The organism is Rhizobium sp. P1_B8 (assembly GCF_056406515.1).
Window position 1 is genome coordinate 358,981 of sequence record NZ_JBFTZZ010000002.1, and the last position, 23,031, is coordinate 382,011.

General features: G+C 60.3%; 25 protein-coding genes and 1 pseudogene. 13 read left to right on the forward strand and 13 right to left on the reverse strand.

Annotated elements, in window-relative coordinates; translation table 11 throughout:
• Window positions 1-16 precede the first annotated feature (16 nt).
• Genes AC1D2N_RS05430 through AC1D2N_RS05445 form a run of 4 tightly spaced genes read left to right on the forward strand, consistent with a single transcriptional unit; the run spans window position 17 to window position 4,474 of the window.
• Complete coding sequence (locus tag AC1D2N_RS05430) at window positions 17-850, forward strand: branched-chain amino acid ABC transporter permease (protein WP_112908692.1); 834 nt, start codon at window positions 17-19, stop codon at window positions 848-850.
• Complete coding sequence (locus tag AC1D2N_RS05435; RefSeq protein ID WP_245484512.1) at window positions 843-2,600, forward strand: branched-chain amino acid ABC transporter ATP-binding protein/permease; 1,758 nt, start codon at window positions 843-845, stop codon at window positions 2,598-2,600. Before AC1D2N_RS05430 ends, AC1D2N_RS05435 begins: the two co-directional genes overlap by 8 nt.
• Window positions 2,593-3,300: an ABC transporter ATP-binding protein gene (locus AC1D2N_RS05440; RefSeq protein ID WP_130653895.1), complete on the forward strand. Its 708-nt coding sequence runs from the start codon at window positions 2,593-2,595 to the stop codon at window positions 3,298-3,300. Before AC1D2N_RS05435 ends, AC1D2N_RS05440 begins: the two co-directional genes overlap by 8 nt.
• Window positions 3,301-3,313: 13 nt before the next feature.
• On the forward strand, window positions 3,314-4,474 hold the full coding sequence (locus tag AC1D2N_RS05445; RefSeq protein ID WP_130653896.1) for an amidase family protein: 1,161 nt from the start codon (window positions 3,314-3,316) through the stop codon (window positions 4,472-4,474).
• 110 nt (window positions 4,475-4,584) lie between these two features.
• Here AC1D2N_RS05445 and AC1D2N_RS05450 read toward each other — a convergent pair whose 3' ends face one another.
• Together AC1D2N_RS05450 and AC1D2N_RS05455 are read right to left on the reverse strand one after the other, a co-directional pair.
• Window positions 4,585-5,025 carry a DMT family transporter gene (locus AC1D2N_RS05450; protein ID WP_130653897.1) on the reverse strand — a complete coding sequence of 147 codons (441 nt, stop codon included), beginning with the start codon at window positions 5,023-5,025 and terminating at the stop codon, window positions 4,585-4,587.
• Window positions 5,022-5,507 (reverse strand): DMT family transporter, encoded by a 486-nt coding sequence (locus tag AC1D2N_RS05455; protein ID WP_112908687.1) that lies wholly within the window; start codon window positions 5,505-5,507, stop codon window positions 5,022-5,024. The genes AC1D2N_RS05450 and AC1D2N_RS05455 overlap by 4 nt, the downstream gene beginning before the upstream one ends.
• Before the next feature lie 149 nt (window positions 5,508-5,656).
• Between AC1D2N_RS05455 and mug the strand changes: the two genes are divergently transcribed.
• The 6 genes from mug (at window position 5,657) to AC1D2N_RS05485 (ending at window position 10,139) form a co-directional block, all read left to right on the forward strand.
• On the forward strand, window positions 5,657-6,214 hold the full coding sequence (gene mug / locus AC1D2N_RS05460) for a G/U mismatch-specific DNA glycosylase (RefSeq protein WP_112908686.1): 558 nt from the start codon (window positions 5,657-5,659) through the stop codon (window positions 6,212-6,214).
• 52 nt (window positions 6,215-6,266) lie between these two features.
• On the forward strand, window positions 6,267-8,027 hold the full coding sequence (locus AC1D2N_RS05465) for an MOSC and FAD-binding oxidoreductase domain-containing protein (protein WP_130653898.1): 1,761 nt from the start codon (window positions 6,267-6,269) through the stop codon (window positions 8,025-8,027).
• Between the two features lie 92 nt (window positions 8,028-8,119).
• On the forward strand, window positions 8,120-8,965 hold the full coding sequence (locus tag AC1D2N_RS05470) for a pirin family protein (protein WP_130653962.1): 846 nt from the start codon (window positions 8,120-8,122) through the stop codon (window positions 8,963-8,965).
• Window positions 8,966-9,025: 60 nt separating this feature from the next.
• Window positions 9,026-9,244, forward strand: a complete 219-nt coding sequence (locus tag AC1D2N_RS05475) for a hypothetical protein (RefSeq protein WP_003547964.1) — start codon at window positions 9,026-9,028, stop codon at window positions 9,242-9,244.
• A 224-nt stretch (window positions 9,245-9,468) separates the two neighbouring features.
• On the forward strand, window positions 9,469-9,738 hold the full coding sequence (locus tag AC1D2N_RS05480) for an antitoxin (protein ID WP_130653899.1): 270 nt from the start codon (window positions 9,469-9,471) through the stop codon (window positions 9,736-9,738).
• Complete coding sequence (locus AC1D2N_RS05485; protein ID WP_130653900.1) at window positions 9,735-10,139, forward strand: type II toxin-antitoxin system VapC family toxin; 405 nt, start codon at window positions 9,735-9,737, stop codon at window positions 10,137-10,139. The genes AC1D2N_RS05480 and AC1D2N_RS05485 overlap by 4 nt, the downstream gene beginning before the upstream one ends.
• A gap of 213 nt (window positions 10,140-10,352) precedes the next feature.
• On the opposite strand, the gene AC1D2N_RS05490 is transcribed toward AC1D2N_RS05485, so the two are convergent.
• The 3 genes from AC1D2N_RS05490 to AC1D2N_RS05500 all read right to left on the reverse strand — a co-directional run bounded on the left by AC1D2N_RS05490 (window position 10,353) and on the right by AC1D2N_RS05500 (window position 12,492).
• The gene (locus AC1D2N_RS05490; RefSeq protein WP_130653901.1) at window positions 10,353-10,886 is read right to left on the reverse strand and encodes a GNAT family N-acetyltransferase; all 534 of its coding nucleotides are present in this window, start codon (window positions 10,884-10,886) and stop codon (window positions 10,353-10,355) included.
• A 19-nt stretch (window positions 10,887-10,905) separates the two neighbouring features.
• A complete protein-coding gene (locus tag AC1D2N_RS05495; protein WP_130653902.1) occupies window positions 10,906-11,724 on the reverse strand; it encodes a bifunctional allantoicase/(S)-ureidoglycine aminohydrolase in 819 nt (272 codons plus the stop codon).
• A gap of 114 nt (window positions 11,725-11,838) precedes the next feature.
• Window positions 11,839-12,492: a glutathione S-transferase gene (locus AC1D2N_RS05500; RefSeq protein WP_130653903.1), complete on the reverse strand. Its 654-nt coding sequence runs from the start codon at window positions 12,490-12,492 to the stop codon at window positions 11,839-11,841.
• A gap of 122 nt (window positions 12,493-12,614) precedes the next feature.
• On the opposite strand from AC1D2N_RS05500, the gene AC1D2N_RS05505 reads away from it, so the two are divergent.
• Entirely contained in the window at window positions 12,615-13,829 is a 1,215-nt protein-coding gene (locus tag AC1D2N_RS05505; protein ID WP_130653904.1) for a polyhydroxyalkanoate depolymerase, read from the forward strand.
• Between the two features lie 31 nt (window positions 13,830-13,860).
• Here the strand turns inward: AC1D2N_RS05505 and AC1D2N_RS05510 are convergent, their stop codons facing one another.
• The 6 genes from AC1D2N_RS05510 to AC1D2N_RS05535 form a co-directional block, all read right to left on the reverse strand.
• Window positions 13,861-15,696 (reverse strand): ABC transporter ATP-binding protein, encoded by a 1,836-nt coding sequence (locus tag AC1D2N_RS05510; RefSeq protein ID WP_130653905.1) that lies wholly within the window; start codon window positions 15,694-15,696, stop codon window positions 13,861-13,863.
• Window positions 15,697-15,728: 32 nt separating this feature from the next.
• Window positions 15,729-16,925 carry an aminotransferase class V-fold PLP-dependent enzyme gene (locus AC1D2N_RS05515; RefSeq protein WP_130653906.1) on the reverse strand — a complete coding sequence of 399 codons (1,197 nt, stop codon included), beginning with the start codon at window positions 16,923-16,925 and terminating at the stop codon, window positions 15,729-15,731.
• A 68-nt stretch (window positions 16,926-16,993) separates the two neighbouring features.
• Complete coding sequence (locus AC1D2N_RS05520) at window positions 16,994-17,506, reverse strand: RidA family protein (RefSeq protein WP_130653907.1); 513 nt, start codon at window positions 17,504-17,506, stop codon at window positions 16,994-16,996.
• A gap of 35 nt (window positions 17,507-17,541) precedes the next feature.
• Entirely contained in the window at window positions 17,542-18,417 is an 876-nt protein-coding gene (locus AC1D2N_RS05525) for an ABC transporter permease (RefSeq protein ID WP_130653908.1), read from the reverse strand.
• Window positions 18,417-19,358 (reverse strand): ABC transporter permease, encoded by a 942-nt coding sequence (locus tag AC1D2N_RS05530; RefSeq protein WP_018246589.1) that lies wholly within the window; start codon window positions 19,356-19,358, stop codon window positions 18,417-18,419. Before AC1D2N_RS05530 ends, AC1D2N_RS05525 begins: the two co-directional genes overlap by 1 nt.
• Window positions 19,359-19,438: 80 nt before the next feature.
• On the reverse strand, window positions 19,439-20,965 hold the full coding sequence (locus tag AC1D2N_RS05535) for an ABC transporter substrate-binding protein (protein WP_130653909.1): 1,527 nt from the start codon (window positions 20,963-20,965) through the stop codon (window positions 19,439-19,441).
• Window positions 20,966-21,193: 228 nt separating this feature from the next.
• On the opposite strand from AC1D2N_RS05535, the gene AC1D2N_RS05540 reads away from it, so the two are divergent.
• A complete protein-coding gene (locus tag AC1D2N_RS05540; protein WP_130653910.1) occupies window positions 21,194-21,778 on the forward strand; it encodes a DUF1349 domain-containing protein in 585 nt (194 codons plus the stop codon).
• A gap of 64 nt (window positions 21,779-21,842) precedes the next feature.
• On the opposite strand, the gene AC1D2N_RS05545 is transcribed toward AC1D2N_RS05540, so the two are convergent.
• Both AC1D2N_RS05545 and AC1D2N_RS05550 read right to left on the reverse strand, forming a co-directional pair.
• A complete protein-coding gene (locus AC1D2N_RS05545) occupies window positions 21,843-22,307 on the reverse strand; it encodes a hypothetical protein (RefSeq protein ID WP_047617951.1) in 465 nt (154 codons plus the stop codon).
• A 144-nt stretch (window positions 22,308-22,451) separates the two neighbouring features.
• Window positions 22,452-22,703, reverse strand: a complete 252-nt coding sequence (locus AC1D2N_RS05550) for a MafI family immunity protein (RefSeq protein WP_047617950.1) — start codon at window positions 22,701-22,703, stop codon at window positions 22,452-22,454.
• 114 nt (window positions 22,704-22,817) lie between these two features.
• Between AC1D2N_RS05550 and AC1D2N_RS05555 the strand changes: the two are divergent.
• A pseudogene (locus tag AC1D2N_RS05555) lies at window positions 22,818-22,958 on the forward strand (putative quinol monooxygenase); the annotation flags it as partial.
• Window positions 22,959-23,031 lie beyond the last annotated feature (73 nt).

Below are 23,031 nucleotides of genomic sequence, written 5' to 3' on the forward strand. Positions count from 1 at the left end.
CATCGGAGTTCTAGAAATGACGCTCTCTCTCGATATCGTCAGCACTGCGGCCATTCTCTTCATTGTTGCCGCCGGGCTGCTTGCGATCTTCGGTGTGCTGAAGATCATCAATTTCGCGCATGGCGCATGGCTGACCATCGGGGCTTACTGCGCTGTCGTCGTCAGCGGGTTCGGCCTCAATCCGTGGCTTGCCATTCCCTTCGCGTTTCTGGTTGGCGCGGTCCTCGGCGGTGTTGCCGAACGGTTCATCGTGCGGCCTCTCTACCGCCGCCCGCTCGACGCCATTCTTGCAACCTGGGGCCTTGGCATCGTCATCGGCCAGCTGATCACGCTCTGGTTTGGCCGCGACGTGCAGTTCACGCCAGCGCTGCTGCCCGGCACCTTCGATCTCTTCGGCACCGGCTACTCGGCCTACCGTCTTTTCGCCATTGTCGCGGCGATCGGTCTCGGTCTCGGCTTCACCTTGCTACTCGATGGGACAAGGCTTGGTCTTTCCGCCCGCGCAGTCATCATGAACGAAACGCTGGCGCGCGGACTCGGTATCGATACCGAAAAGGTGCGTCTTGCGACCTTCATGATTGGCACCGGCCTTGCCGCCCTTGCCGGCGTGCTGCTCGCACCGCTGACCAGCGTCGATCCCAATATGGGGGTCGCCTGGCTGACGGGCGCCTTCATGCTGGTGATGGTCGCAGGCTCTTCTTTCACCGCGCTTGCTGTCGCCTGCCTCATCTTCGGGGCCGCTCAGGTGCTCGTCAGCACCTATTTCAGTCCGATCCTCGGCGGCATCACCGTGGCCGTCCTCTGCGCAATCACATTGCGCATCCGTCCGAAAGGATTTGCCCGTGCCTAATAGACAAAAACTCCGGCTTGTCCTTCTTCTGGCGCTGGCTCTCGCAGCCCTCCTGCTGATCGTCTTCGGACCTATGTTTCTCGGCCGCTTCAGCCTCAACGTACTGACGCGTTCGATGATCTACGCCATGCTGGCGATCACCGTCGACTTGCTGTGGGGCTATACGGGTGTTCTCACCTTCGGGCAGGCGGCATTCTTTGGCGTAGGCGCCTATGCCACCGCCATGGTTCTCACTCATATCGGTTCAAGCCCGGCGCTTTTCGTCATCGCCCTTGTCGCCGCCGTGCTCGTTCCGCTCGTGCTTGGCCTCGCGGTCGGCTGGCTGTCGTTCTATCACGGATCAACACCGCTCTATGCCACCGTGATCTCGCTCGTCGTGCCGATCGTCGTCACACAGCTCATCTTTTCGGGCGGCACCTGGACCGGTTCCTCGAGCGGCCTCGTCGGTTACGAAACTCTCCCGCTCGGGCTTCCCGGCTATTTCCGCTTGTCGGGCGCGTGCCTGCTGGTCTTGGCCGTTCTTGCAATAATCTTTGTCCGGTCGGACGCCGGCCGTCTGCTCGGGGCAATCCGCGACAACGAAGCGCGCATCGCTTATCTTGGCATGAACCCAGCTCGGCTGAAGATTGTCCTGACGGGCGTTCTGGCTGGCGTATGCGGCTTGGCGGGATTCCTCTACGCCAATGCGTCCGGTGTCGTCGCGCCTGAGAACACCGGCTTCGTATTCGGAACCGAACTCGTCGTCTGGACGGCGCTCGGTGGCCGGGGAACGATTATCGGACCCTTGTTCGGCGCAATTGGCATCGATTATCTGAGCGCCAGCCTTTCGGGCGATCTGCCCTTCCTGTGGCAACTGATCATCGGCGCGCTCTTCGTCGCCATGATCATCCTTTTGCCGGGCGGCCTCGCCTCCCTGGTGACGCGTTTCCTGCAATCCACAAACTCAAACAGCACTCTGAAATCCTTGCCGACGCGCATCGTCGCAAAGGATGGTGCGTTGGCAAGCAAAAGCCTTCTGTCGATCCGCGGTCTCGGCAAGTCCTATGGCAGCTTCTCCGTCCTCAAGGGCATCGACCTTGAAATCGGCGCCGGAGAACTCGTCAGCCTGGTCGGCCCCAACGGCGCCGGCAAGACCACGCTGATGCGTTGTCTGTCGGACGGTACCCAGCAGATCGAAGGTCAAGTGGACATCATCGGCACGAATATCGCCGGTCGTGCACCCGAACGGATCGTCGCCCTCGGCGTCGGCCGAAAATTCCAGGTCGCCAGCATCTTCGACAGCATGACCATCGGCGAATGCCTGAAGATGGCGCGTTTCAGCCGCGAGAAACCCGACCCGATGCGATCGCTCACCGAGATCATGCTGCCGGCCGCTGCGGCCGAGATCCTGACGCTCACCGGCATGGCTGACATGCTGGACAAGCCGGTGTCGCTGCTGTCGCACGGTCAAAGGCAGGCCCTCGAACTGGCAATGGTCGTCGCTCTGGAACCACGCATCATTCTTCTCGACGAGCCGACTGCGGGTCTTACCAAGACCGAGCGCATGACCATCGGCACCATCCTCAAGAAACTGACGGACGAGATGGGTTTCGCGGCCATCCTGGTCGAACACGACCTGGATTTCGTGCGCGACATATCGAGCCGCATCGTGGTTCTCCACCAGGGCAAGCTCGTTCTCGACGGCACGGTGAATGACGTGGTCAATTCCGAAACGGTTCGCACCATCTACGCAGGAGGCGCCCATGGCTGACGCGTTCAAACTCAAGCTCAGTGGCGTATCGAGCGGATATGGCGCGGTCGATGTCGTCAATGGCGTGTCGCTCGCCATCCGGCCGGGCGAGATCTTCGCCCTCATGGGCAAGAACGGCATGGGCAAAACGACACTGCTGAAGACGATCCTTGGCTTCCTGCGTGTCGGCAAAGGCATGGTCGAGGTCGACGGCGCTGTTATCACCGACAGGAAACCCGCAGAGCTGATCGCTTCCGGAATCGGCTATGCCCCGCAGGAATTGCCGTTGTTTCAGGATCTCTCCATCCGCGACAATCTGCGCCTCGCGCTCAAAGGCGACCGGGATCTGGCATCCGCCCTGGAGCGGGTCTACGGTTATTTCCCTTTCCTGAAGGACCGGCTGGCGCAGAAGGCCGGCACCCTGTCGGGCGGGGAGCAGAAAATGCTGATCCTGGCGCGGGCGTTGATGCTGCGGCCAAAACTGCTGCTGATCGACGAAATCTCCGAAGGCCTGCAGCCCTCCGTCGTTCAGAACATCGCCAAAGCATTAAGGGACGATCGCGAAAAGCGCGGCACGACCATCCTGCTGGTCGAACAGAACCTGGATTTCGCCCTTTCGGTGGCCGACCGCTGGGCCATTCTCAAACTCGGGGCGATCGAAGACGAAAGCCTCAATGGTCCAGATAGCCGCGGCCGTGTGCTGCAACATTTGAAGATCTAGGGCGCCGCGGCAAATGCAGGATCGGTGGAATGCATTCATGCCCTATCCGGATGCAGATGTCGGGCACGCGGCCATCGGTCCGCTTTCCGGCCTTCGCCTGGCGGTCAAGGACCTTTTCGACGTTGCCGGCTATCCCACAGCGGCCGGCAATGCCACGGTACTCGCGGCCTCCGGCATCAAGCCATCGACTGCACCTCTGGTCCAAACGCTGCTCGATGCCGGCGTCTGCTTCGTCGGCAAAACCAATACGGATGAGCTCGCCTATTCCCTGATCGGCGGCAACATCCATTTCGGCATGCCTATCAATCCGCGCGATCCCAATCTCATTCCCGGCGGATCGTCATCTGGCTCAGCCGTTGCGGTTGCCGCTGGCCTCGCGGATATCGGGCTTGGAACAGACACGTCCGGCTCCATCCGGCTGCCCGCCGCCGTCAACGGCCTCATTGGCTGGCGGCCGACACACGGAAGCCTCGACAACGGGGCACTGCGTCCGCTGGCGCCAAACTTCGATGTGCCGGGCTTCATGACGAGAAGCCTGGACCCAATGGCCACGGTGATGAGCGCCGTCGGCGTGCCCGCGGCAAATGACCAACCATCATCTATTCTCATTCCCGAGGATATCTTCCAAACCATTGACGACGCGGTCGCCGACGAGATGATCGCCAGCCTTCGATCAGCGGACATGCCTATTCGCAGGACCGATACTATCGCCTCGTTCAGCCTCGCCGATCTTGCTTTGGCGTTCATCACCATCCTCCAAAGGGAAGCCTGGGAAAGCAATCAACTACTCTTCGAGCGGAGCCCTGAAGCCATTGCGCCCGATATTGCTGCGCGTCTTCTGTCAGGATCTCGCCTGGACGACGAGGAGGTGCGCGAGGCACGCAGGATCGCCGCGCTCTTTTCCCGGCAGATCGACCGATTGCTGTGCGAAAATGTGATTGTCGCTCTTCCGACCTTGGCCATGAACCCGCCCACGCGCGATGCCGAACCGGAAAGCTTCGCCGCATTTCGTGCCGCCTGCATCAAGCTTCTGTGTCTCTCGGGCCTTAGCGGCTGCCCGCAATTGGCTTTTCCAATTGTCAATTGCACGGGAAACGTTTCGCTTTCCTTGTTCGGCGCAAGGAGCGCCGACAGGATGCTTATGAATGTGGCCCGGCGACTAAGGGCTGAATGAAAGAGCAGATGCGGCGGGGAGCCGTTTCCGCCGTCCGTCCCCGTGGCTTGCGACCGGCTGATGAAATTGCCCGGACGGCGATGGCACCCGAATGGCAGCGCAGCGCTTGGCTATTGCGAGCCGTCGACTTTGCGTCGTCGCCGGCTGCCCATCATTCCGCCGACGATGAGAATAATTCCGGTCGCGTTCGCCCAAAATGACGCTGGAACGGCGCTGATATAATCAAACGCCACCCCTGTTACCATCTGGCCACCGATGATCAGCAGAGCTGAATTAACCGCACCTATTCGAGCAATGACCCAACTGCCCGCCGCCACGAAAATAACGCCGATGGAACCACCCAGATAGGCGTACCAAGGCGCCTCGGCAGCGCCCGCAGGAAGCAGACCTCCGACAAAGAGACCAAGGCAGGTGAGGGCAGCAAAGCCTATGGCATGATTCCAGAAGGATGCGATCAACGGCGTGGTGGATATGCTCAACCGCCCATTGAGCTGACGACTGAGGCCAACGAGCACACCGCCCAGGCAAGCCAGGAGAATGAACACCGTCACGCCGCACCTCGCCCAAACAGGATGATGAGTGCAGCACCCATGACGACCAAGCCGAGCGCGGCGATGTCTCGTCTATCTGGATGCCGCTTTGGCAGACCGAACAGTCCCCAGCTGTCGGCCGCGACGCTGAAGGCGACCTGGCCTGCCAAACCCAAAGCCAAGGTGCCGGAGAGCCCGAGCGGTGAGTTGACCGCAGTCGAGGTCAGAATGACCGTTGCCGCACCGGATATCCCACCGAAGTAAGCCCACCAAGGCGCGTTGGGGGCTTTTTCTACCCTCGGCCTGCGCCGGCGGTGGACCACCAGGAGAAGAATGACGGCTGCGATGATGCCCGTGCCGTGTGCGGTCCAAGATGAGAACAGGGGATTCCCATAACGGGCCAATTCCCCATTGAGGTGCACCATGAAAGTCAGGAGCCCACCCGTGGCAAAAGCTCCGATGAAGTAGATGGGATGCGAATTACGCGCTGCTTCGGTGGTCATTACGGATCCTGTCAAAGAATCGATTGCGCCCGATATTTTTCAAATTGCAACTAAGGCCATTCATCGACATTTTCAGCAAGATGATTAGCACCGTCCGATCGACACATGGTTGGTGTATTTGACAGACTAAATTCGAGCGACGTCCTACAATGCAAGATGATGCCGCGTCCGCGGATCTCGATGGTCCAGATGCCTCTACGATGCCGAAAGCCGGATTGTCGGAAATCCTCGTACCTGGCCTTTCCGCGGTTTTCTGCGGATTGAATCCGGCTCTGTCGGCCGTTCGCGACGGGCATAATTTCTCGAACCCGAGCAACCGTTTTTGGCGCGTGTTGCATCTGGCTGGATTTACACCGCGTCTGCTGCGGGCGGATGAAGAGCGCGAGCTGCTGCAATATGGCTGTGGTCTGACATCGGCGGTTTCACGTCCGACGAAAAGCGCAAGCGAGCTCAAGAGGCAGGATTATCTGAGCGCCGCGCCTGTCCTGGAAAACAAGATACGAAAGTTTGCGCCGGCCAATCTGGCCTTTCTCGGAAAGGCGGCATACGCGGCGATCAGTCTTCGAGCCGATGTTGAATGGGGTCGGCAACCCGAGACATTTGCCGGCGCCGCCGTCTGGCTGTTGCCAAATCCGAGCGGCCTCAACAGAGCCTTCACCTTGACGACGTTGACCGAACACTATCTCGAGCTGAGATTGACGCTGTAGCCATCCTCCGTCGATCTCGAAATTGCGGTGAGCATCATTCGGGAGAAATGTCATGGTACACTTGCTTTCGGTCAATGTGGGCCTGCCGCGCGACGTCACGTGGCAAGGCAAGATTGTCAACACGGCCATTTGGAAGACGCCGGTCGACGGCCCGCGTATGGTGCGGCGCCTGAACGTTGACGGCGATGGACAAGGCGACCTGGCTGGCCACGGCGGCGAACGCCGCGCAGTCTTTGTCTATCAAATCGTTTCCTATCGGTACTGGCAGGAGCAATTGCGCCGAGACGACTTCGTCTACGGGCAGTTCGGCGAGAATTTCACCGTCGATGGCCTGCCCGACGCAGAGGTCTGCATTGGAGACCGTTTTCGGATCGGCGGCGCTTTGTTCGAAGTGACGCAACCGCGCGTCACCTGCTACCGGCTCGGCATACGCATGGACGAGCCGGAGATGGCCGCGCTGGTGGTCAAACACGGTCGACCCGGTTTCTATTTCCGTGTGCTGGAGGAAGGGGAAGTGCAGGCCGGCAACGAGATCACGAAAGTGGCGTCCGGGCCTGAAGGCATGAGCGTTTTCGAGATCAACGCGCTGCTTTATATGCCGGGCCACCCCCGCGATCAGTTGGAGCGCGCGCTGCGCATCCCGGCGCTGAGCCCAGGCTGGCGTCGTTCTTTCCAGGCGCTGATCAAGCAGGAGCGGAAGCAGGGCGCGCCGACAGGAAATGCCGGGCTGACCGCCGCATCCGCCCCACCTCCGGCATGGCGCGGGTTCCGCCCGCTGCGTGTGTCGCGCAAGGTGCGCGAAAGCGGCAGCGTGGTTTCCCTCGTGCTCGAACCGGCGGATGGCCAACCTGTTGCCGCCGCACTCCCCGGGCAGTTCGTAGTGCTGCGGCTCGGAGGGGCTTCTGCGCCAGCGCTGATGCGCAGCTATTCACTGTCGGGCGAGCCCAGCGCCACCCGCTACCGCGTCAGCATCAAGCGGGAGGCCCATGGCGCTGCCAGCGGCTACATCGACGACGAGCTGCAGGTTGGCGACATCGTGCAGGCAAGTGCCGCACGCGGCAGTTTCATATTGCGGCCAGGCGATAGGCCGGTTGTTCTGATGAGTGCCGGGATCGGAGTGACGCCGGTGCTGGCGATGCTTCATGTTTTGGCGGCCGAAGCATCGAGGCGGGAAGTCTGGTGGTTATATGGAACCCGCAATGGCCGGGAACATCCGTTTGCCGAGGAGGCGCGCGGGCTGCTGAAGGCGCTCGCTCACCATCACAGCCATATTTGCTACAGCTCTCCCGACCCCAAGGATCGGCCCGATGTAGATTTCGACGCTCGCGGCCATCTGGATGCGCAAGCGCTCAAGTCGCTCAACCTGCCGCGCGATTGTGACGTCTATGTCTGCGGACCGTCGACCTTCATGAGCGATCTGACCGTCGGCCTTGCAGCCTTGGGCATCGCGCCTGATTGCATCCACACCGAGATGTTTGGCGCCGGTCCTGCGATGACCCCCGGTATAGCTGCTTCATCTCGCCGGCCGCCACATTTGCCGGCCGGGCTCCCAGGCTCGGGGCCGCTGGTGTCATTTGCCCGCACCGGTCTCAACGTGCGCTGGGAGCCGACATTCCAGAGCTTGCTCGAACTGGCCGAGGCCTGCGATGTGCCTGTGCGATGGTCGTGCCGAACCGGCGTCTGTCACACTTGCGAGACCGGACTTGTGGAGGGAAATATCGGCTACCGGCCTTACCCCGTCGATGCTCCGGCGGATGGCAATGTGCTGATTTGCTGCGCAAAACCTGAGGGCGACATCGTGATTGATTTGTAATGCCTGGACGAACGCGCCGATCGTGACTCGTGCTGACGACGCACGGCGCGGTAATGGCCCAGCGTCACTGCCTTGCAAGCATGGAGGATGCGATGCTGCTCAAGGGCGAACGAACATTCGTGGTGCGGAATATGGGAGGCTTCGTCGCGCACATCAACATGCCGGGGTGGTTGAAGCCCAAGCCGACCGATCACGGCCAAGGCCCTCTCGCCATGGTCGTTGAATCGATCCTCGATCCTGGCCGCCTGATCGCCATGCACGAGCACAGCAACGACGAGATTATTTCCTGGGTGCCCGAAGGCGTCATGCGTCACGACGACAAAGCCGCTGGCCGGCTGGTGATCGACCGTGACCATCTGATGGTGATGAATGCCGGAGCAAGCTTTTGGCATTCCGAAGAGACGCTGGCATCCGACCCGCCTCTGCGAATGCTGCAGATCCTCGTTCGCCCTTATGCGGTTGATCTGGAGCCGAAGATCCAGCACGGGCCGATGCCAGCTGCCGCGGCAAACGCCTGGCGTCACCTGGTCGGGCCGGAAGGAGAGGGCGCCCCCTTCTATGTCCGCAGCGCAATCGACGTCTTCGACATGCGGCTGGACGCGGGCGTACGGGTGGAATTCCCGCAGAAACAAGGCCGAGACCTCTATTTCTATGTCTTTGGCGGATCCATTGTCGTCGATCAGCAGACCTTCGCCGAAGGCGAGCAGGGGCTGCATTTATCTGATGACAAGCTCGAACTAGAGGCGCAGAGTGCAAGCACGTTGGTCGCGTTTCTGCTCGACCCGAACGCATCTATCACCAGGCAGGGGACTGTCGGCGACCACAAGAAGATTCCGCCGACAATCATCATTCGCGCGTTCCTGCGATGGAGGAAATTTCGCCATATGTGGCGTCGTCATCTTTCGCATCGCCGCTCGAAGACCGAAAAGGCGATATGAATGGAACAAGGATGCCCCGAACGGGTTTCGAACCTTAGCGTTCAATAGGAGGAGCATTTCATGCCTACGGTTGCCGCCACACCCATCACCCCACCAGACCAGCACGTGGTAACAGCGCGCGAAGCCATCGAGCCGCTTTATGAGAAGCTTGAGCTTCAAACGGAATCGCTGGTCCTGTCTGCGGCGCTGGAAGCGGGATGGTCTTCGGATGAGGCAACCGAGGCGCTGGCGGCGCTTAGACTGCAGGATGCGCTTTCCACCCTTGGACGAACGGCCTGACCGATAAAACTCCGGCAAAGATCGGGTTACGTGGTTAGCACAGCACCTTCCGGGCCTCAGATAGATTCTGTGAGATGTTATCCCATTTCACTCGATGATTTCTAATCTCAACCACGAACCGCGCCAAGCCTTTTCAAAAGCAGCGGAGGTCACAAGACCTCGATCCTACTTGAAATCTTCGCCGATGCTATGTATATGCATGTGTATATACATAGGAGTCCGACGTGGTCAATTCCCGACATAAAGAGCCAATTCCCCAGCGGGAGGCCAAGCTTTTCAGAAACAACAAGAGTCAGGCTGTACGAATCCCGGCTGACTTTGAGCTACCCGGTGACCGAGTGATGATCCACCGCGACGGCGATCGGCTCATTATAGAGCCTGTGCACCGGAAGAACCTCCTGGAAGTTCTGGCTGGTTTGGAGCCGCTTGGTCCTGAAGATCAGTTTCCTGATGTCGACGATACCCTGCTTCCTGTGAAGGAAATCGACCTGTGAGCAGGCTTTATATGCTGGACACCAATATCGTCTCGGAGCTTGCTCGAAACCCGATGGGCACAATCACCCGACGCATCGCCGAGGTTGGGCCCGATGCAATTTGCGTCAGCATTATCACGGCGTCGGAGTTGCGCTACGGGTGCGCCAAGAAGGGATCACCGAAACTTCTAGCACAGATCGAAGCCATCCTTGGCAGCATACCGGTGCTTGCGCTGGATCTGCCCGCCGATGCTGAATACGGTGGCATCCGGTGTGAACTGGAGGCTGCTGGCAAGCTTATCGGTCCAAATGACTTATTCATTGCCGCCCACGCCTCTGCCCTCGGAGCAGTTCTGGTGACGGCGAACATGGGCAAGTTCATGCGTATCCGCGCTTTGCAGGTCGAAAACTGGTTGATTTGAAAGGGCGAAAGGCCATTTTCTAATGTCGCTTTGTCCTGCCGCATCCTTCTTTCTGGATCCGTCCTTGGAATCCGGACCAACGAAAAGGATCATTGGTCACGTACAACCCCGAACCAAGCAGAAGTTCCATAAGATAGATTACGCCACTTTTACAATTATAAGTTGCGTAATTATGAGCGCGATCCCCGCGGTTGATGTCGACGCGTGGGTTGGTCAAATACCGTTTGATGATCGCAGTTCGTAGAGCACGTGATGGCGCAACGGATGTCCTTCGGCCAAATTGGGATGATCGAACTCACCGATCTGGCTCATCCCCAGCCGTCTCATCAAACCCCAGGAATTGCTGTTTGCGGGCACAGTGAAACTGACTATGCGGTCAAGCTTCAGATCGTTGAACGCAAAGTCGAGAGACCGTTCCGCGGCCTCGCGCGCGTATCCGGCGCCGTGGCGAGACGCTGAAAGCCGCCAACCGATTTCGACTGCAGGGGCAAACGGCAAAGCCGGCGAAACATTGTTGAGGCCGCAGAGGCCGATCAACGCGCCGCTTGCCTTCTCCTCCAGCGCCCAGAACCCCCAGCCATGATCCTCGAAGTGAAGGTCGATGCGGTCGAGCATCGCATTCGACTGTTCGTCGGTCATATGATTGAGATATCTGACGACATCGGGTTCGGCATTGATCGCGGCAAAGGGTTTGCGATCCTGCGGTCGCCAGGGTCTCAAAATCAGACGTTCGCTTTCGAGCCTCATCGTCCCTCTGCGATAGATCCTACCAGAGCGTCATGTGACGGTTGACGTCCTTGTAGAGCAGGTAGCGGAACCGGCCGGGGCCGCCGGCATAACATGCCTGCGGGCAGAAAGAACGCAGCCACATGAAGTCTCCGGCTTCGACTTCGACCCAATCCTGGTTCAGCCGATAGACGGCCTTGCCTTCCAGTACATAAAGACCATGCTCCATGACATGGGTTTCCATGAAGGGGATCACGGCGCCCGGCTCCAAAGTCACGATATTCACATGCATGTCGTAGCGGACATCGGCCGGATCGATGAACCGGGTCGTCCCCCAGCGTCCATCGGTGTCGGGCATCGCCGAGATGGCGTGTTCGTCCTCATGCGTGACGATCGCCGGTGGTGGCTCCAGCCCTTCGACCTCCTGAAAGGCCTTTCGAATCCAGTGGAATTTTGCTGCAGTCGAGCCGCCGTTTTTCAGGCGCCAGACCGAACCCGCCGGAATATAGGCGAATGAACCGGCGCGAAGCGCATGGCTGACGCCGTCGAGTTCCACGGCCATCTCGCCTTCGACGACGAACAGAACCGCTTCGGCCCGCTTGTCAGGCTCCGGCCGATCGCTTCCGCCGCCTGGCTGAACTTCCATCACATATTGCGAGAAGGTCTCGGAAAAACCGGAGAGCGGCCTGGAGAGAACCCATGCCCGTGTCCCCGTCCAATGCGGAAGGACGCTGGTGACGATGTCGGTCATGACGCTGCGCGGGATGACCGCATAGGCGGTGGTGAAAACGGCCTTGCTGGAAAGCAGTTCGGTTTGCGGCGGCAATCCGCCGAGTTTGGAATAATAATCTCTGTTCATCGGTCCAGGCTTCGCGGCATTTGGCACTGCATCTGCTTTATGCGCCGCTCACCTTCCAGGCAACTCTTAATTCGACCGTGAAAATCGATGCGGAGCCGACCGGCCCCGTTTCCGTCAGAACTCGACTTCCAGCTCGACGATCTCGTCCGGCTCGACCAACGCCCCTTCGGTCCATTCGCCCATCAGCGGCCAGGAAAGCACCGTCTCGACATAGGCTGCAAGCCGCGGCTCCAACTCCACCGCATAGGTGCGAAAGCGGGTGCAGACCGGCGCGTACATCGCATCGGCCACGGTCGGCGCGGTCCCGAACAGCCAGGGCCCGCCGTTTGCCTCGAGGCATTCGGTCCAGATCGCCTTGACGCGCTCGACATCGGGCCGCGCGCCCGAGAATATCTTGAAGCTTGCATGCCGCGCCTTGAGGTTCATCGGCAATGCCGAGCGCAGATTGTGGAAACCCGAATGCATCTCGCCCGAGACCGACCGGCAGCGGGCGCGCGCCGCGCGCTCGGCGGGCCAGAGCCCGGCTGTGGGCGCCACTTCGTGGAGATATTCCGCGATAGCCAGCGTGTCCCAGACCGTCACGTCGTCATGGGTCAGCCTCGGCACCAGAACCGACGGTGAAAGCAGAAGCAGTTCCTGGCGCGCCTCGTCATCCAGCTCCACAAGGACTTCGGCGAAGTCCAGCCCCGCCATCCGGCACAGCAGCCAGCCGCGCAGAGACCATGAGGAGTAGTTCTTCGAGGAAATCGTCAGTGCCGCTTGCGACATCGGGCTCTATCCTTGTCGGACAATGTTGCTTCTTCCTCGATAATCTTCTCGCATGGCAGGACATATTCCACTAGCATTTTTTGCACCGCCGCATCGATGCGGCAGTGCGGGAGATTTCGGCCATGCTCTATCAGGCCTATCAGTTCCAGGATGATCTCATCGCGCCCCTGCGCGATCTGGCACGGCGCCTGCAGATCTTCTCCGCGACAGCGTTCTGGGAACCTGTCGGCAGTATGGGCCGGCACTTCACTGCTGCGCTGGAGATGATCTCACGCTTCGAGATCACCCACGAACGTCCAGACTTCGCCATCACCTCGGCGATGATCGGCAACCGCATAGCGCCCGTCACCGTCGAGACCGTGCTCGACATGCCCTTCGGCACGCTGCTGCGCTTTGCGGCGGAAACAGACGCGCCGCGACCGCGGGTGCTGGTCGTCGCGCCGCTCTCCGGTCATTTCGCCACACTCCTGCGCGGCACCGTGCAGACCCTGCTGCGCGATCACGACGTCTATATCACCGACTGGGCCAATGCCCGCGACGTGCCGCTGTCGGCAGGGCGTTTCGGCATGGACGATTATGTGGACTATATCATCCGCTTCCTGGAGGAGATCGGTCCGGGTGCTCATATCCTCGCCGTCTGCCAACCCTGCGTGCAGGCGCTGGCCGCCGTTGCCGTGATGTCGGAAGAGCGGCATCCCGCCACCCCACGCACCATGACGCTGATGGCCGGGCCGATCGATCCGCGCGAAAGCCCGACGAAAGTCAACGAACTCGCGGTGTCGAAGTCGCTCGCCTGGTTCGAGAATTCGTTGATCGCAGCTGTTCCCTGGCGCTATCGGGGCGCCGGACGGCGCGTCTATCCCGGCTTCCTCCAGCTCGTCGCCTTCATGTCGATGAACATGGAGCGCCACCAGGACGCTCATCGCAAGCTTTACGACCATCTGGCGAAGGGTGAGACCGCCGAGGCCGGCAAGATCAAGAATTTCTATGACGAATATTTCGCCGTGCTCGACCTCACCGAGGAATTCTACATCGAGACCATCGAACGCGTCTTCCAGAAAGCGGAACTCGCAACCGGCGACTTGACCCACCATGGCCGCAAGGTCGATCCGGGCCAGATCCGCAACACCGCGCTTTTGACCGTCGAGGGCGGGCGCGACGATATCTGCGCCCTCGGCCAGACCTCGGCCGCGCACGATCTCTGTCGGGCGCTGCGCCCGCATCTGAAGCGCCATCATCTTCAGGCCAATGTCGGACATTACGGCGTCTTCAATGGCCGCCGCTGGGAGGGGGAAATCTACCCCGTCGTGCGCAACATGATCCTGGCCATGGAATAGTGCCCGCCAAATCCGAAACGCGATGGCAAGTTTACCGATCGGCCATCACCAGATGGCCCGGCCCGACTTCGCGATAAGAAGTGCTCGCGGGCTGATAGTCGACTGATCGCATCGGGCTCTTGATCTCGTCGTTTGCCACCATCCGCTTTTCGTGGCGACGGTCGGGATCGGGCACGGGCACTGCCGCAATGAGTTTCTTCGTATAGGGGTGCTGCGGATTTTCGAAGACCGCGGCCCGTGGGCCGATCTCGACGATCTCGCCGAGATACATCACCGCCACACGATGGCTGACGCGCTCGACGACCGCCATGTCGTGCGAGATGAACAGGAAGGCGAGGTTGAGGCTCTGCTGCAGGTCCAGCATCAGGTTGATGACCTGTGCCTTGATCGAAACGTCGAGCGCCGAGACGCTTTCATCGGCGACGATGACCTTCGGCCGCAAGGCAAGCGCGCGGGCAATGCAGATGCGCTGGCGCTGGCCGCCGGAAAATTCATGCGGATAACGCGCGGCCATATCCGCCGATAGACCGACCTTCACCAGCAGGTCGGCGACGACGTCTTTTGCCTGTTTTGGATTGCCCATCCTGTGTTCGAGATAGGGTTCGGCGATCGCAGCGCCGACCGTCATGCGCGGATTGAGGCTGGCAAAGGGATCCTGGAAGATCATCTGCACGGATTTGCGCATCTCGCGCAGATCCTTCCTGTCGAGGCCGAGCACCTCCCTGCCCTCGACGAGAACGGAACCGGCCTGCGGTTCGATCAGCCGCATGATGGCGCGGCCGGTCGTCGATTTGCCGCAGCCGGATTCACCGACCAGCGACAGCGTCTCGCCGGCATGAAGATCGAAGGAGACGTTTTCGACCGCGTGCACGCGGCTGGTCAGCCGGCCGAAGAGACCGGAATGAATGTCGAAGCGCTTCGTAAGGTTCTTCACCTGCAGGACCGGCGTCGCAGCGACGGTATCGGCGGCCTCGGCGGGAATGTCGGATTCACCCGTCGCGGTATTGACCACGGGGAAGCGCAGCGGCCGTTGCCGGCCCTGCATCGAGCCGAGCACCGGCACGGCTGATAGTAACGCCCTGGTATAGGGATGTTTGCCACGGTGGAAGATATCGGCGGTGGCGCCGCTTTCCACCTGTTCGCCGCGATACATCACCACCGTCCTGTCGGCGATCTCGGCAACGACGCCCATATCATGGGTGATGAAGAGAACGGAGGTCCCCTCCTCGTCCTGCAGCATCTTGATGAGATCGAGGATCTGGCCCTGGATGGTCACGTCGAGCGCCGTTGTCGGCTCGTCGGCAATCAACAGCTTCGGCCGGCTGGCGAGCGCCATGGCGATCATCACCCGCTGGCGCATGCCGCCGGAGAAACGATGCGGATATTCGCCGAAGCGCGAAGCGGCCGAGGGGATGCGGACCTTTTCCAGCAGCCTTATCGTCTCGGCTTTGGCATCGGCCCTGCTCATGTCTGAATGGCAGAGCAGCGCTTCGGAAATCTGATCACCGATGGTGAACAGCGGATTGAGCGATGTCATCGGCTCCTGGAAGATCATCGCCACCTCGTTGCCGCGCACCTGCCGCATGGCATTTTCCGGCAACGCCAGAAGGTCGCGTCCGCCGAGCATGACGCGGCCCTCGACACGGCTCGTATCCGCCTGCAGCAGCCGCATGATCGAGAGAGAGGTGACGCTCTTGCCCGAGCCGGATTCGCCGACGATCGCCACCGTCTCGGCTGGCGCCACCGTGAAGGAAACGTCGCGCACGACCGGCTTCCAGACGCCGTCCACCAGGAAGGACGTCGTCAGCCTTTCGACGGAAAGAACGTCGGTCGTCGTCTGGATCGGTTGCGTTTGGGCACTGGCCATGGCGGTTCCTCTTGCGACGGGTAAGCGGCGGATCAATCCGGCCAGCGCAGAACACCGTCGAAGCGGTGCCTGCTGCGGTTTTCGATCGGCGTTGCGATGATCTCGTTGGAGGCGCGCGCCTTGTCGAGTTCCTGCGCCAGGCGCTCCGCGACGATTGTCTCCTCGCCCGGATGCAGATTGCACGGGTCGAGGTAGAAATAGCGGTGCTCCACCTCGTGATCGCGCACGATGATCGGCGGGCTGCCCTTGGCAAGCGCATCGGCCAGATCCCAGGCGGTGATATGCGCCTGCTCGGGATCGACGATCAGGCGCAGCCGATCGAGCGGATTGTGGGTCGGATCGGGCTCGATCAGCGCGGTGAGGCCCGGGCGGCCGTCGAGCGTGCGCTTCCACAGGTTGAGATAGCTGGTCTCGCGTTCCCGGATGCCGGCATGGTCGCGGTTTTCCCAGGCTTCGAGCGCTGCCATGACGCCGAAGATGCTCTCCTTGCCGACCTTCATGCCGCGACCGATGCCCATGTTCTGCACGAAGGCGTGGCGCACCAGCTCCTTCCTGCCGGCAACGATGCCCGAGGTCGGGCCGCCGAGGAATTTGTGGCCAGAGTAGAGCGCGATATCGGCCCCCTGCTCCAGGAAGATCCGCAGGTCATATTCCGAGGCCGCATCGACGATCACGGGCACGCCCTTGGCATGGGCGATCTCGACGAATTCCTTGAGGTTCAACAGGCCGTAGTCGACGACATGGTGGGAGACGACATAGACGGCGGCTGCGGTCTTGTCGGTGATGGAGTTTTCCATGTGGAAGCGATGCGTCGAGGTCGCCTGCCCCACAAGCACGACCTTGCCGCCGGCAAGCCGGATCGCCTGGTCGACCGGGGCGCCGTAACTGACGACATGGCCCATCTGCACCAGCACTTCGTTCTTCTCCGGCACGACATCCGGCAACCTCTCGATCGCCAGCAGATTGTTGCCGGTGATCGCGCCGGCGACGGCGAGCGAAATGCCGGCCGAGCAGGAGGCGGTGACGAAGCCCGCCTCGCCGCCGGTCAGGCGGGCGATGACGCCACTTGCTTTGCGCTGCAGATCGTTGATCTCGACGAAGTGAGGCAGGATCGATGCCATCGCCTCGATCGCTTCGGGAACGACGATCGATGCGCCGAGGCTGGTCATCGTGCCCGATACATTGATGACAGGGCGCAGGCCGAGCGACGGGCGGATATCAGTGGACATGGAGATCTCCAGGATTCTGGGTCGAAAAACGAAACATGGGGCGGTCGATCAAGTGTGTCGAGCTCCCGTCAGCCGTGCAAGGCGACGATCGCCTCGATCTCGACGGTGATGTTGCCGGGCAGCGAGCCGAAGCCGACGGCCGAGCGGGCATGTTCGCCGGCCGGACCGAAGACTGCGATCAGCAGATCCGAGCAGCCGTTGATGACGCTCGGATGATCCTCGAACTCAGGCACGGCATTGACCATGCCGAGCAGTTTCACCACCCGCTTGACCCGGGTGAGATCGCCGAGCGCGTCATGCATGACTGCAAGCAGGTTGATACCGGTCAGCCGCGCATGACCGTAGGCCGCTTCGACACTGACGCCGGCGCCGACCTTGCCGGCATGCATGAAGCCGTCGGCCTCGCGCGGTCCTTGACCGGAGAGGTAGAGCATGTTGCCTTCGACTACGTGCGTCACGAAATTGGCGATCGGCGGCGGTGGCGGCGGAAGCGTAATGCCGAGGGCGGCAAGCCGTTCGTAAGGCGAGTTCTCGACCTTGCCGGCGGCGGTAGGAAACTGATTCACGCAAACTCCTGTCATGCGAATTTCGATTGGGCCGACGCTTGGTCGGCAGATTAAAGATCCTTGCGAAGTCTTGGATCGAGCATGTCCCTGAGGCCGTCACCGACCATCTGCAGCGACAGCACGGAGAGAATGATGGCGACGCCAGGAAACAGCGTCATCCAGTCGGCCTGGCCGATATACTGGCGGCCGGCGGCGATCATCGTTCCCCAGGTCGGGATTTCGGGGCTGACGCCGAGGCCGAGGAAAGACAGGCCGGCTTCGGCGAGCATCGCGCTGGCGAAGAGGAAGGTCGCCTGCACCAGGATCGGCGACAGCAGATTGCGCAGCACATGCCGCGTCATGATATGGAAGGTGGAAATGCCGAGCGCCCTTGCCGCCTCGACATAGGGCAGTTCGCGAATGACCAGTGTCGACGCGCGGACGATGCGGGCAAGGCGCGGCGCATAGACGATCGACAGCGCGATGATAACAGTCGTGAGCGATGGGCCGAGGGCGGCGACGAGCGCGATCGCCAGCAGAATATCCGGAAACGCCATCATCGCGTCGATCAGCCGGGCGATCGGCGTATCGAGCTTCTGGAAGAAGCCGGCAAGCAGGCCGAGCGTCACGCCGATGATGGCCGAGAGCGTCACGACCGCAACACCGACGAGCAGCGACAGGCGGCCGGCGAAGATCGTACGTGAGAAGACGTCTCGGCCGAACTCGTCGGTGCCAAAGAAAAAGGTGCCGCTCGGCGGCTTCAGCCGGTTGACGATGGAAAGCTTGGACGGCGAATAGGGCGCGACAACAGGCGCGAAGACCGCCAGAAGCACGAAGATCGTCAGGATCACCAGGCCGCAGGCGACCGTCTTGCGCTTCAGCAGGCGCTTAGCGAATTTGCTGCCCTCGCCCTCGCCTTCGGCTGGTTTGATTGCAATATCGGCCATCAGTAGCGCACCCTCGGATCGATCAGCAGATAAAGCATGTCGATCGCAAAATTGATCAGCACGTAGAGCGCGGCGATGACGAGCAGAGCCCCCTGGATGACGGGATAATCGCGGCGCAGAACCGCCGAGACGACGAGATTGCCGACGCCCGGCAGGCCGAAGACGGTTTCGGTGACGACGGCGCCCGAAATCAGTACCGCTGCCGTCAGGCCGATCACCGTCAGGATCGGGATCAGCGCATTCTTCAGCGCGTGCTTGAGGATCACCCGGCGCTCGATCAGCCCCTTGGCGCGGGCCGTGCGGATATAATCGTCGCCAAGCACATCGAGCATCGAGGCGCGAGTGAATCGCAGGATCAGCGCCGAAGAGACGATGCCGAGCGCAAAGGCGGGCAGCGTCAGGTGATACATCCGCTCGAAGAAGGTCGAGCCGGGACCGCCATAGCCTGAAACCGGGAAAAGATTGAGCCTGACGGCGAAAAACTGCATCAGGATAAGACCGAGCCAAAAGCTTGGAATGCTGGCGGCAAACATCGCAAGAGTCGTTGCCGCCTGGTCGACGAAGGAGCCGCGCCGATAGGCGGCATAGATGCCGATCGGCAAGGCGATGATGCTGGCAATAGCAAGCGAAAACAGCGTCAGGAAGAAGGTCGGCTCGGCCCGGTCGAGCAAGGCCGAGGTGACAGGCATGTTGAGGAAGATTGACTGGCCGAGATCGCCCTTCAGCAACTGGCCGATATAATAGACATATTGCAGGCCGAGAGACTGATCGAGGCCGAGCCGGGATCTGAGGTCGGCAATATCCTGCGGCGTCGCATCCGGCCCGAGCATGACGGCGGCCGGATCTCCCGGCGTCACGCGCACGATGACGAAGACGATCGTGACGACGAGAAACATCACGACGATCATGCCGAACAGGCGCTGGAGGATGTAGCGTATCATGAATGCCTAGCAAACCTTTGCAGATGCTGCGAAAAAGAAGACCGGTACCGGTCAGGAATGGCCGGTACCGATGGCGATGCTTACTTCTTGATCGACGCATTCCAGAAATACGGCCATGGAGCCGGATCGACGCCTTCGAGCTTGGTCGATTCTGCCGAAACGGCGTTGAAGTCACCGATCTTCATGAAGGGTGCGTCGGCATAGACGGCCTTCTGGACATCGGCCCAGAGCGCCACACGCTTCTTCGGATCGACTTCCGAGGTAAAGGCATCGACGGCGGCCTTGCGGGCCGGCGTATCCCACCAGCCCGGCGAGCTGGTCGAAAGCGAGCCGATGAGGGCCGGCTCCGGCAGGAACGGGCTATGGGTGATGTAGATATCCCAGAGCTTCGGATCGGTGCGGCGCTGCGTCAGCGTCGCCCAGTCCACAACCTGCATATCGACGGTGAAGCCGGCAAGCTTCAGATATTCGGCGGCGACCTGCGCCATCTTGTAATGGAACTCGTATTGGCGGCTGGTCAGGATGCGGATCGGTTCGCCGTTGTAACCGGCCTTCTTGGCGGCAGCCGCCGCCCCTTCCGGATCGGCGACGTTATAGGCGCCCTCGACGCCGGCATCCGTCGACCAGGCAAAAGTCTTCGGATAGATGGCGCCGTCGAGCGCGTAGAAATCCTTGCTGCCGAAAGCCGCGGCCAGCATGTCTTCCATGCTGAGCGCCTGGCGGATCGCCTTGCGGACCTCGACATTCTTGTTGATACCATCGGCCGTGTTGAAGACGAAGACCGGATAACCGAAGGGCTTCAGGATGATCGGCTGCGAGGCGGTGGAGGCCTTCAGCTTGTCGTAGGATTCCACAGGGATCGAGTCGACATAGTCGTACTGGCCGGAAATAGCGGCCTCGACGCGGGTGTTCGGATCGGGCACCGGCACGAAGCGGATCTCATCGAGATATTGATGGCGGGCGCCGCCATAACCATTGCTGTCGCCTTCGCGGGACTTGTAGCCGTCGAAGCGAACGAGCTGGATATACTGGTCGGCCTTGCGCTCCTTCAGCATATAGGGACCGGTGCCGATGAATTCCTTCATCGGCTCGTCCTGCTTTTCTGACGGGATGATGATCGCCGCCGAATTGTTGAAGGCGAGCAGCGAGGTCAGCGGCGCATAAGGCTGCTTCAGCGTGATGGTGACGGTCGCCGGATCGACTGCGGTGACTTTGTCGATGAAACCGGCCACCTGCTTGCCGCGCGAGGCGATCTTCATCCAGCGGCCGAGCGAGGCGACGACATCTTCCGAGGTCATGTCGGTATTGTCGTGGAACTTGATGCCGGTCCTGAGCTTGATCGTATAGGTTTTGCCGTCGGCGCTGATCTCAGGCAGGCTTTCGGCCAGAAGCGGCGTGACGTTCCAGCTCTTGTCGAAGGTGTAGAGTGTTTCGAAAATGTGCTGCGTGACGATGCCGACGAGATCGGCCGTCGACGACATCGGATCGAGCGTCGGCGGCTCACCGATCGTCGCAACGTTGATGACGCCGCCCTTTTCCTGGGCAAAGAGCGTCGAAGGCAGGGCGACGAGCGCAGTGCCGAGAAGGAATGCGACCAATGTTTTCATGTGAGGGCTCCCGATTTAGTTCCACAATTATGTAATTCATCTTTTTGTAACAGAATAGGAGATGGATCGATCCTGTCAAGCACGGGCGACAGATTATGCTCGCGGCGGATGCTGGGACGCCGGAAAAACACACAATCTTCGGCTGCGCCCGCCTGCACCAAGACCGCGCATTATGCCAAGGTGGGTCAATCGCCCTGCAGTGAGGCTTTAACGGAACGGGAGAACAGGATGAGCATCGATTTCAACGACGGCAAGTGGCTGAACGAGCCGCCACACTGGCTCGCGAACGAAGCCGGCCTCACCCTGACGACCGATGAAAAGACCGATTTCTGGCGGGAGACCCATTACGGCTTCACCCGCGACAGCGGCCATTTCCTCGCCTTTGCCACGGCCGATAGCTTCACCGCCCAAATCCGCGTCCAGGGCGAATTCCGCACCCTCTACGACCAGGCCGGCCTGATGGTGCGCATCGACGAGAAACGCTGGGTGAAAACAGGCGTCGAATTCACCGACGGCGAAGCCTTCCTCAGCACCGTCGTCACCGATGGCAAGTCCGACTGGTCTGTGGCGCAGCCTTTCAAGGAATTGGAGGATTTCCGCATCCGCGTGACCGTCGCCAACGGGGCGATGCGTATCCAGGCCTCACGCGACGGCAGCCGCTGGCCGCTGCTGCGGTTAGCGCCCTTCCCCGCCGCCGCGCACTACGAGGTTGGGCCGGCCGCCTGCACGCCGGAGCGCAGCGGACTGAGCGTGCGCTTTTCAGAGTTTTCGATTGGGGCGGCGATTACGACGGAGTTGCATGACTTGAGTTAGGGGGTTCCGGAATGCGCTCAGGTCGCATTTAGAAGCCCCAACAATATAACCCGACGACGCAAAACTACAAATCATGAGTCTCTGCTCGATAACTCTTCTCAATTCGCTCAACCAGCAAGGGTGCGCTGATGATACCGAGGACCGGATATCTCTTTTCCTCATCAGAAAGGCCTCGAGTCAGCATCACTTCCGTTTCGCCATTCCACAACCACCAAGGCCCCCGCCGCCCGTCCCTATCCCGGGCACTGGTCCGAAAGGTGGGAAAGACGGAATTTGCATCGGTGACGCTACTGTTTCCGACATTTGCCACTAGGCCTTCGCCAACTGCTTTTTGGACGGGGAAAAAGGCAGAAAATAACAGGGGAGAGGTGACCACTTCGCCGAAATTATTGGGCCTGTCGCTGTGAAAACCATCAAACACGCGAAGCAGGTATCCGTAGCGAAAATGCTTATGAGTCACTTGGGCGTAGCAAACGCCTCTCGACGTTAGAATCTGAATTACGTTACCAATCTTTATGCGCTTAGCCATATCCAGACCCAGAATACTTCCTCTCGTCGTGAGGCATTTCGTTGGAAAAATGAGGATTTGTCATCAAGCTCATCAACTCGGGTGCGGCAACCGCTTCAGCGCTTTAGCACTCCATGCACCAGGTAGGCACACGCAGTATGAGCATCAAGATTTGGGGTACTTGAGAAACGCCCAGGTATCTGCTTTTAGATTCATCTCATTTGCCAGCGCCTGAATGTTCGCCAGTTCCTCCGGAGCCAGCACCACATCATACTCGCGCAACTGCGTGCATAGATTTTCCAACGCAACCACACACTCATTATGCTCCGCAAGGGATATGTACTCGCGAATATCTTCCCCCGCTAACCGCCCGTTAAAATCACTGATCAAATCAATTAGTCGCTTCTCGATTTCCATCCATCCGCACCTCAAGAGTGTGGGTAACGAAGCGGCGCCATAACAATATCCGGTTACCTATCACTGAACCTTCACCTACCGGGTTTAGAGTCTCGGCGAATTGAATAGCCGGCGATCCCCGCTGTCAAACCCCTCGCTTCGAAAATCACTGCCATCCTCACTGCCCACCTTGGCAAGGCTGCAGAGCTACGAACATTGCTTGTGGGTATGGCACCGCTTTGCCGAGCTGAGCCCGACAATCTGCGCTGGGATGTCTCGAAGTGATCTAACATTTGTTCAAGATAGAGCGTCCTTTCGCGGCCCTACCGCAAGAACAAGATCAAATGAC

Coding starts and splice junctions, on each gene's coding strand:
- AC1D2N_RS05500 (WP_130653903.1), bottom strand. CDS start 12,492: ATGTCGCAAGCGGCACTGACGATTTCCTCGAAGAACTACTCCTCATGG.
- AC1D2N_RS05510 (WP_130653905.1), bottom strand. CDS start 15,696: ATGGCCAGTGCCCAAACGCAACCGATCCAGACGACGACCGACGTTCTT.
- AC1D2N_RS05475 (WP_003547964.1), top strand. CDS start 9,026: ATGCCTACGGTTGCCGCCACACCCATCACCCCACCAGACCAGCACGTG.
- AC1D2N_RS05515 (WP_130653906.1), bottom strand. CDS start 16,925: ATGTCCACTGATATCCGCCCGTCGCTCGGCCTGCGCCCTGTCATCAAT.
- AC1D2N_RS05550 (WP_047617950.1), bottom strand. CDS start 22,703: ATGGAAATCGAGAAGCGACTAATTGATTTGATCAGTGATTTTAACGGG.
- AC1D2N_RS05430 (WP_112908692.1), top strand. CDS start 17: ATGACGCTCTCTCTCGATATCGTCAGCACTGCGGCCATTCTCTTCATT.
- AC1D2N_RS05540 (WP_130653910.1), top strand. CDS start 21,194: ATGAGCATCGATTTCAACGACGGCAAGTGGCTGAACGAGCCGCCACAC.
- AC1D2N_RS05545 (WP_047617951.1), bottom strand. CDS start 22,307: ATGGCTAAGCGCATAAAGATTGGTAACGTAATTCAGATTCTAACGTCG.
- AC1D2N_RS05535 (WP_130653909.1), bottom strand. CDS start 20,965: ATGAAAACATTGGTCGCATTCCTTCTCGGCACTGCGCTCGTCGCCCTG.
- AC1D2N_RS05440 (WP_130653895.1), top strand. CDS start 2,593: ATGGCTGACGCGTTCAAACTCAAGCTCAGTGGCGTATCGAGCGGATAT.
- AC1D2N_RS05490 (WP_130653901.1), bottom strand. CDS start 10,886: ATGAGGCTCGAAAGCGAACGTCTGATTTTGAGACCCTGGCGACCGCAG.
- AC1D2N_RS05525 (WP_130653908.1), bottom strand. CDS start 18,417: ATGGCCGATATTGCAATCAAACCAGCCGAAGGCGAGGGCGAGGGCAGC.
- mug (WP_112908686.1), top strand. CDS start 5,657: ATGCAAGATGATGCCGCGTCCGCGGATCTCGATGGTCCAGATGCCTCT.
- AC1D2N_RS05445 (WP_130653896.1), top strand. CDS start 3,314: ATGCAGGATCGGTGGAATGCATTCATGCCCTATCCGGATGCAGATGTC.
- AC1D2N_RS05495 (WP_130653902.1), bottom strand. CDS start 11,724: ATGAACAGAGATTATTATTCCAAACTCGGCGGATTGCCGCCGCAAACC.
- AC1D2N_RS05470 (WP_130653962.1), top strand. CDS start 8,120: ATGCTGCTCAAGGGCGAACGAACATTCGTGGTGCGGAATATGGGAGGC.
- AC1D2N_RS05465 (WP_130653898.1), top strand. CDS start 6,267: ATGGTACACTTGCTTTCGGTCAATGTGGGCCTGCCGCGCGACGTCACG.
- AC1D2N_RS05455 (WP_112908687.1), bottom strand. CDS start 5,507: ATGACCACCGAAGCAGCGCGTAATTCGCATCCCATCTACTTCATCGGA.
- AC1D2N_RS05505 (WP_130653904.1), top strand. CDS start 12,615: ATGCTCTATCAGGCCTATCAGTTCCAGGATGATCTCATCGCGCCCCTG.
- AC1D2N_RS05520 (WP_130653907.1), bottom strand. CDS start 17,506: ATGACAGGAGTTTGCGTGAATCAGTTTCCTACCGCCGCCGGCAAGGTC.
- AC1D2N_RS05530 (WP_018246589.1), bottom strand. CDS start 19,358: ATGATACGCTACATCCTCCAGCGCCTGTTCGGCATGATCGTCGTGATG.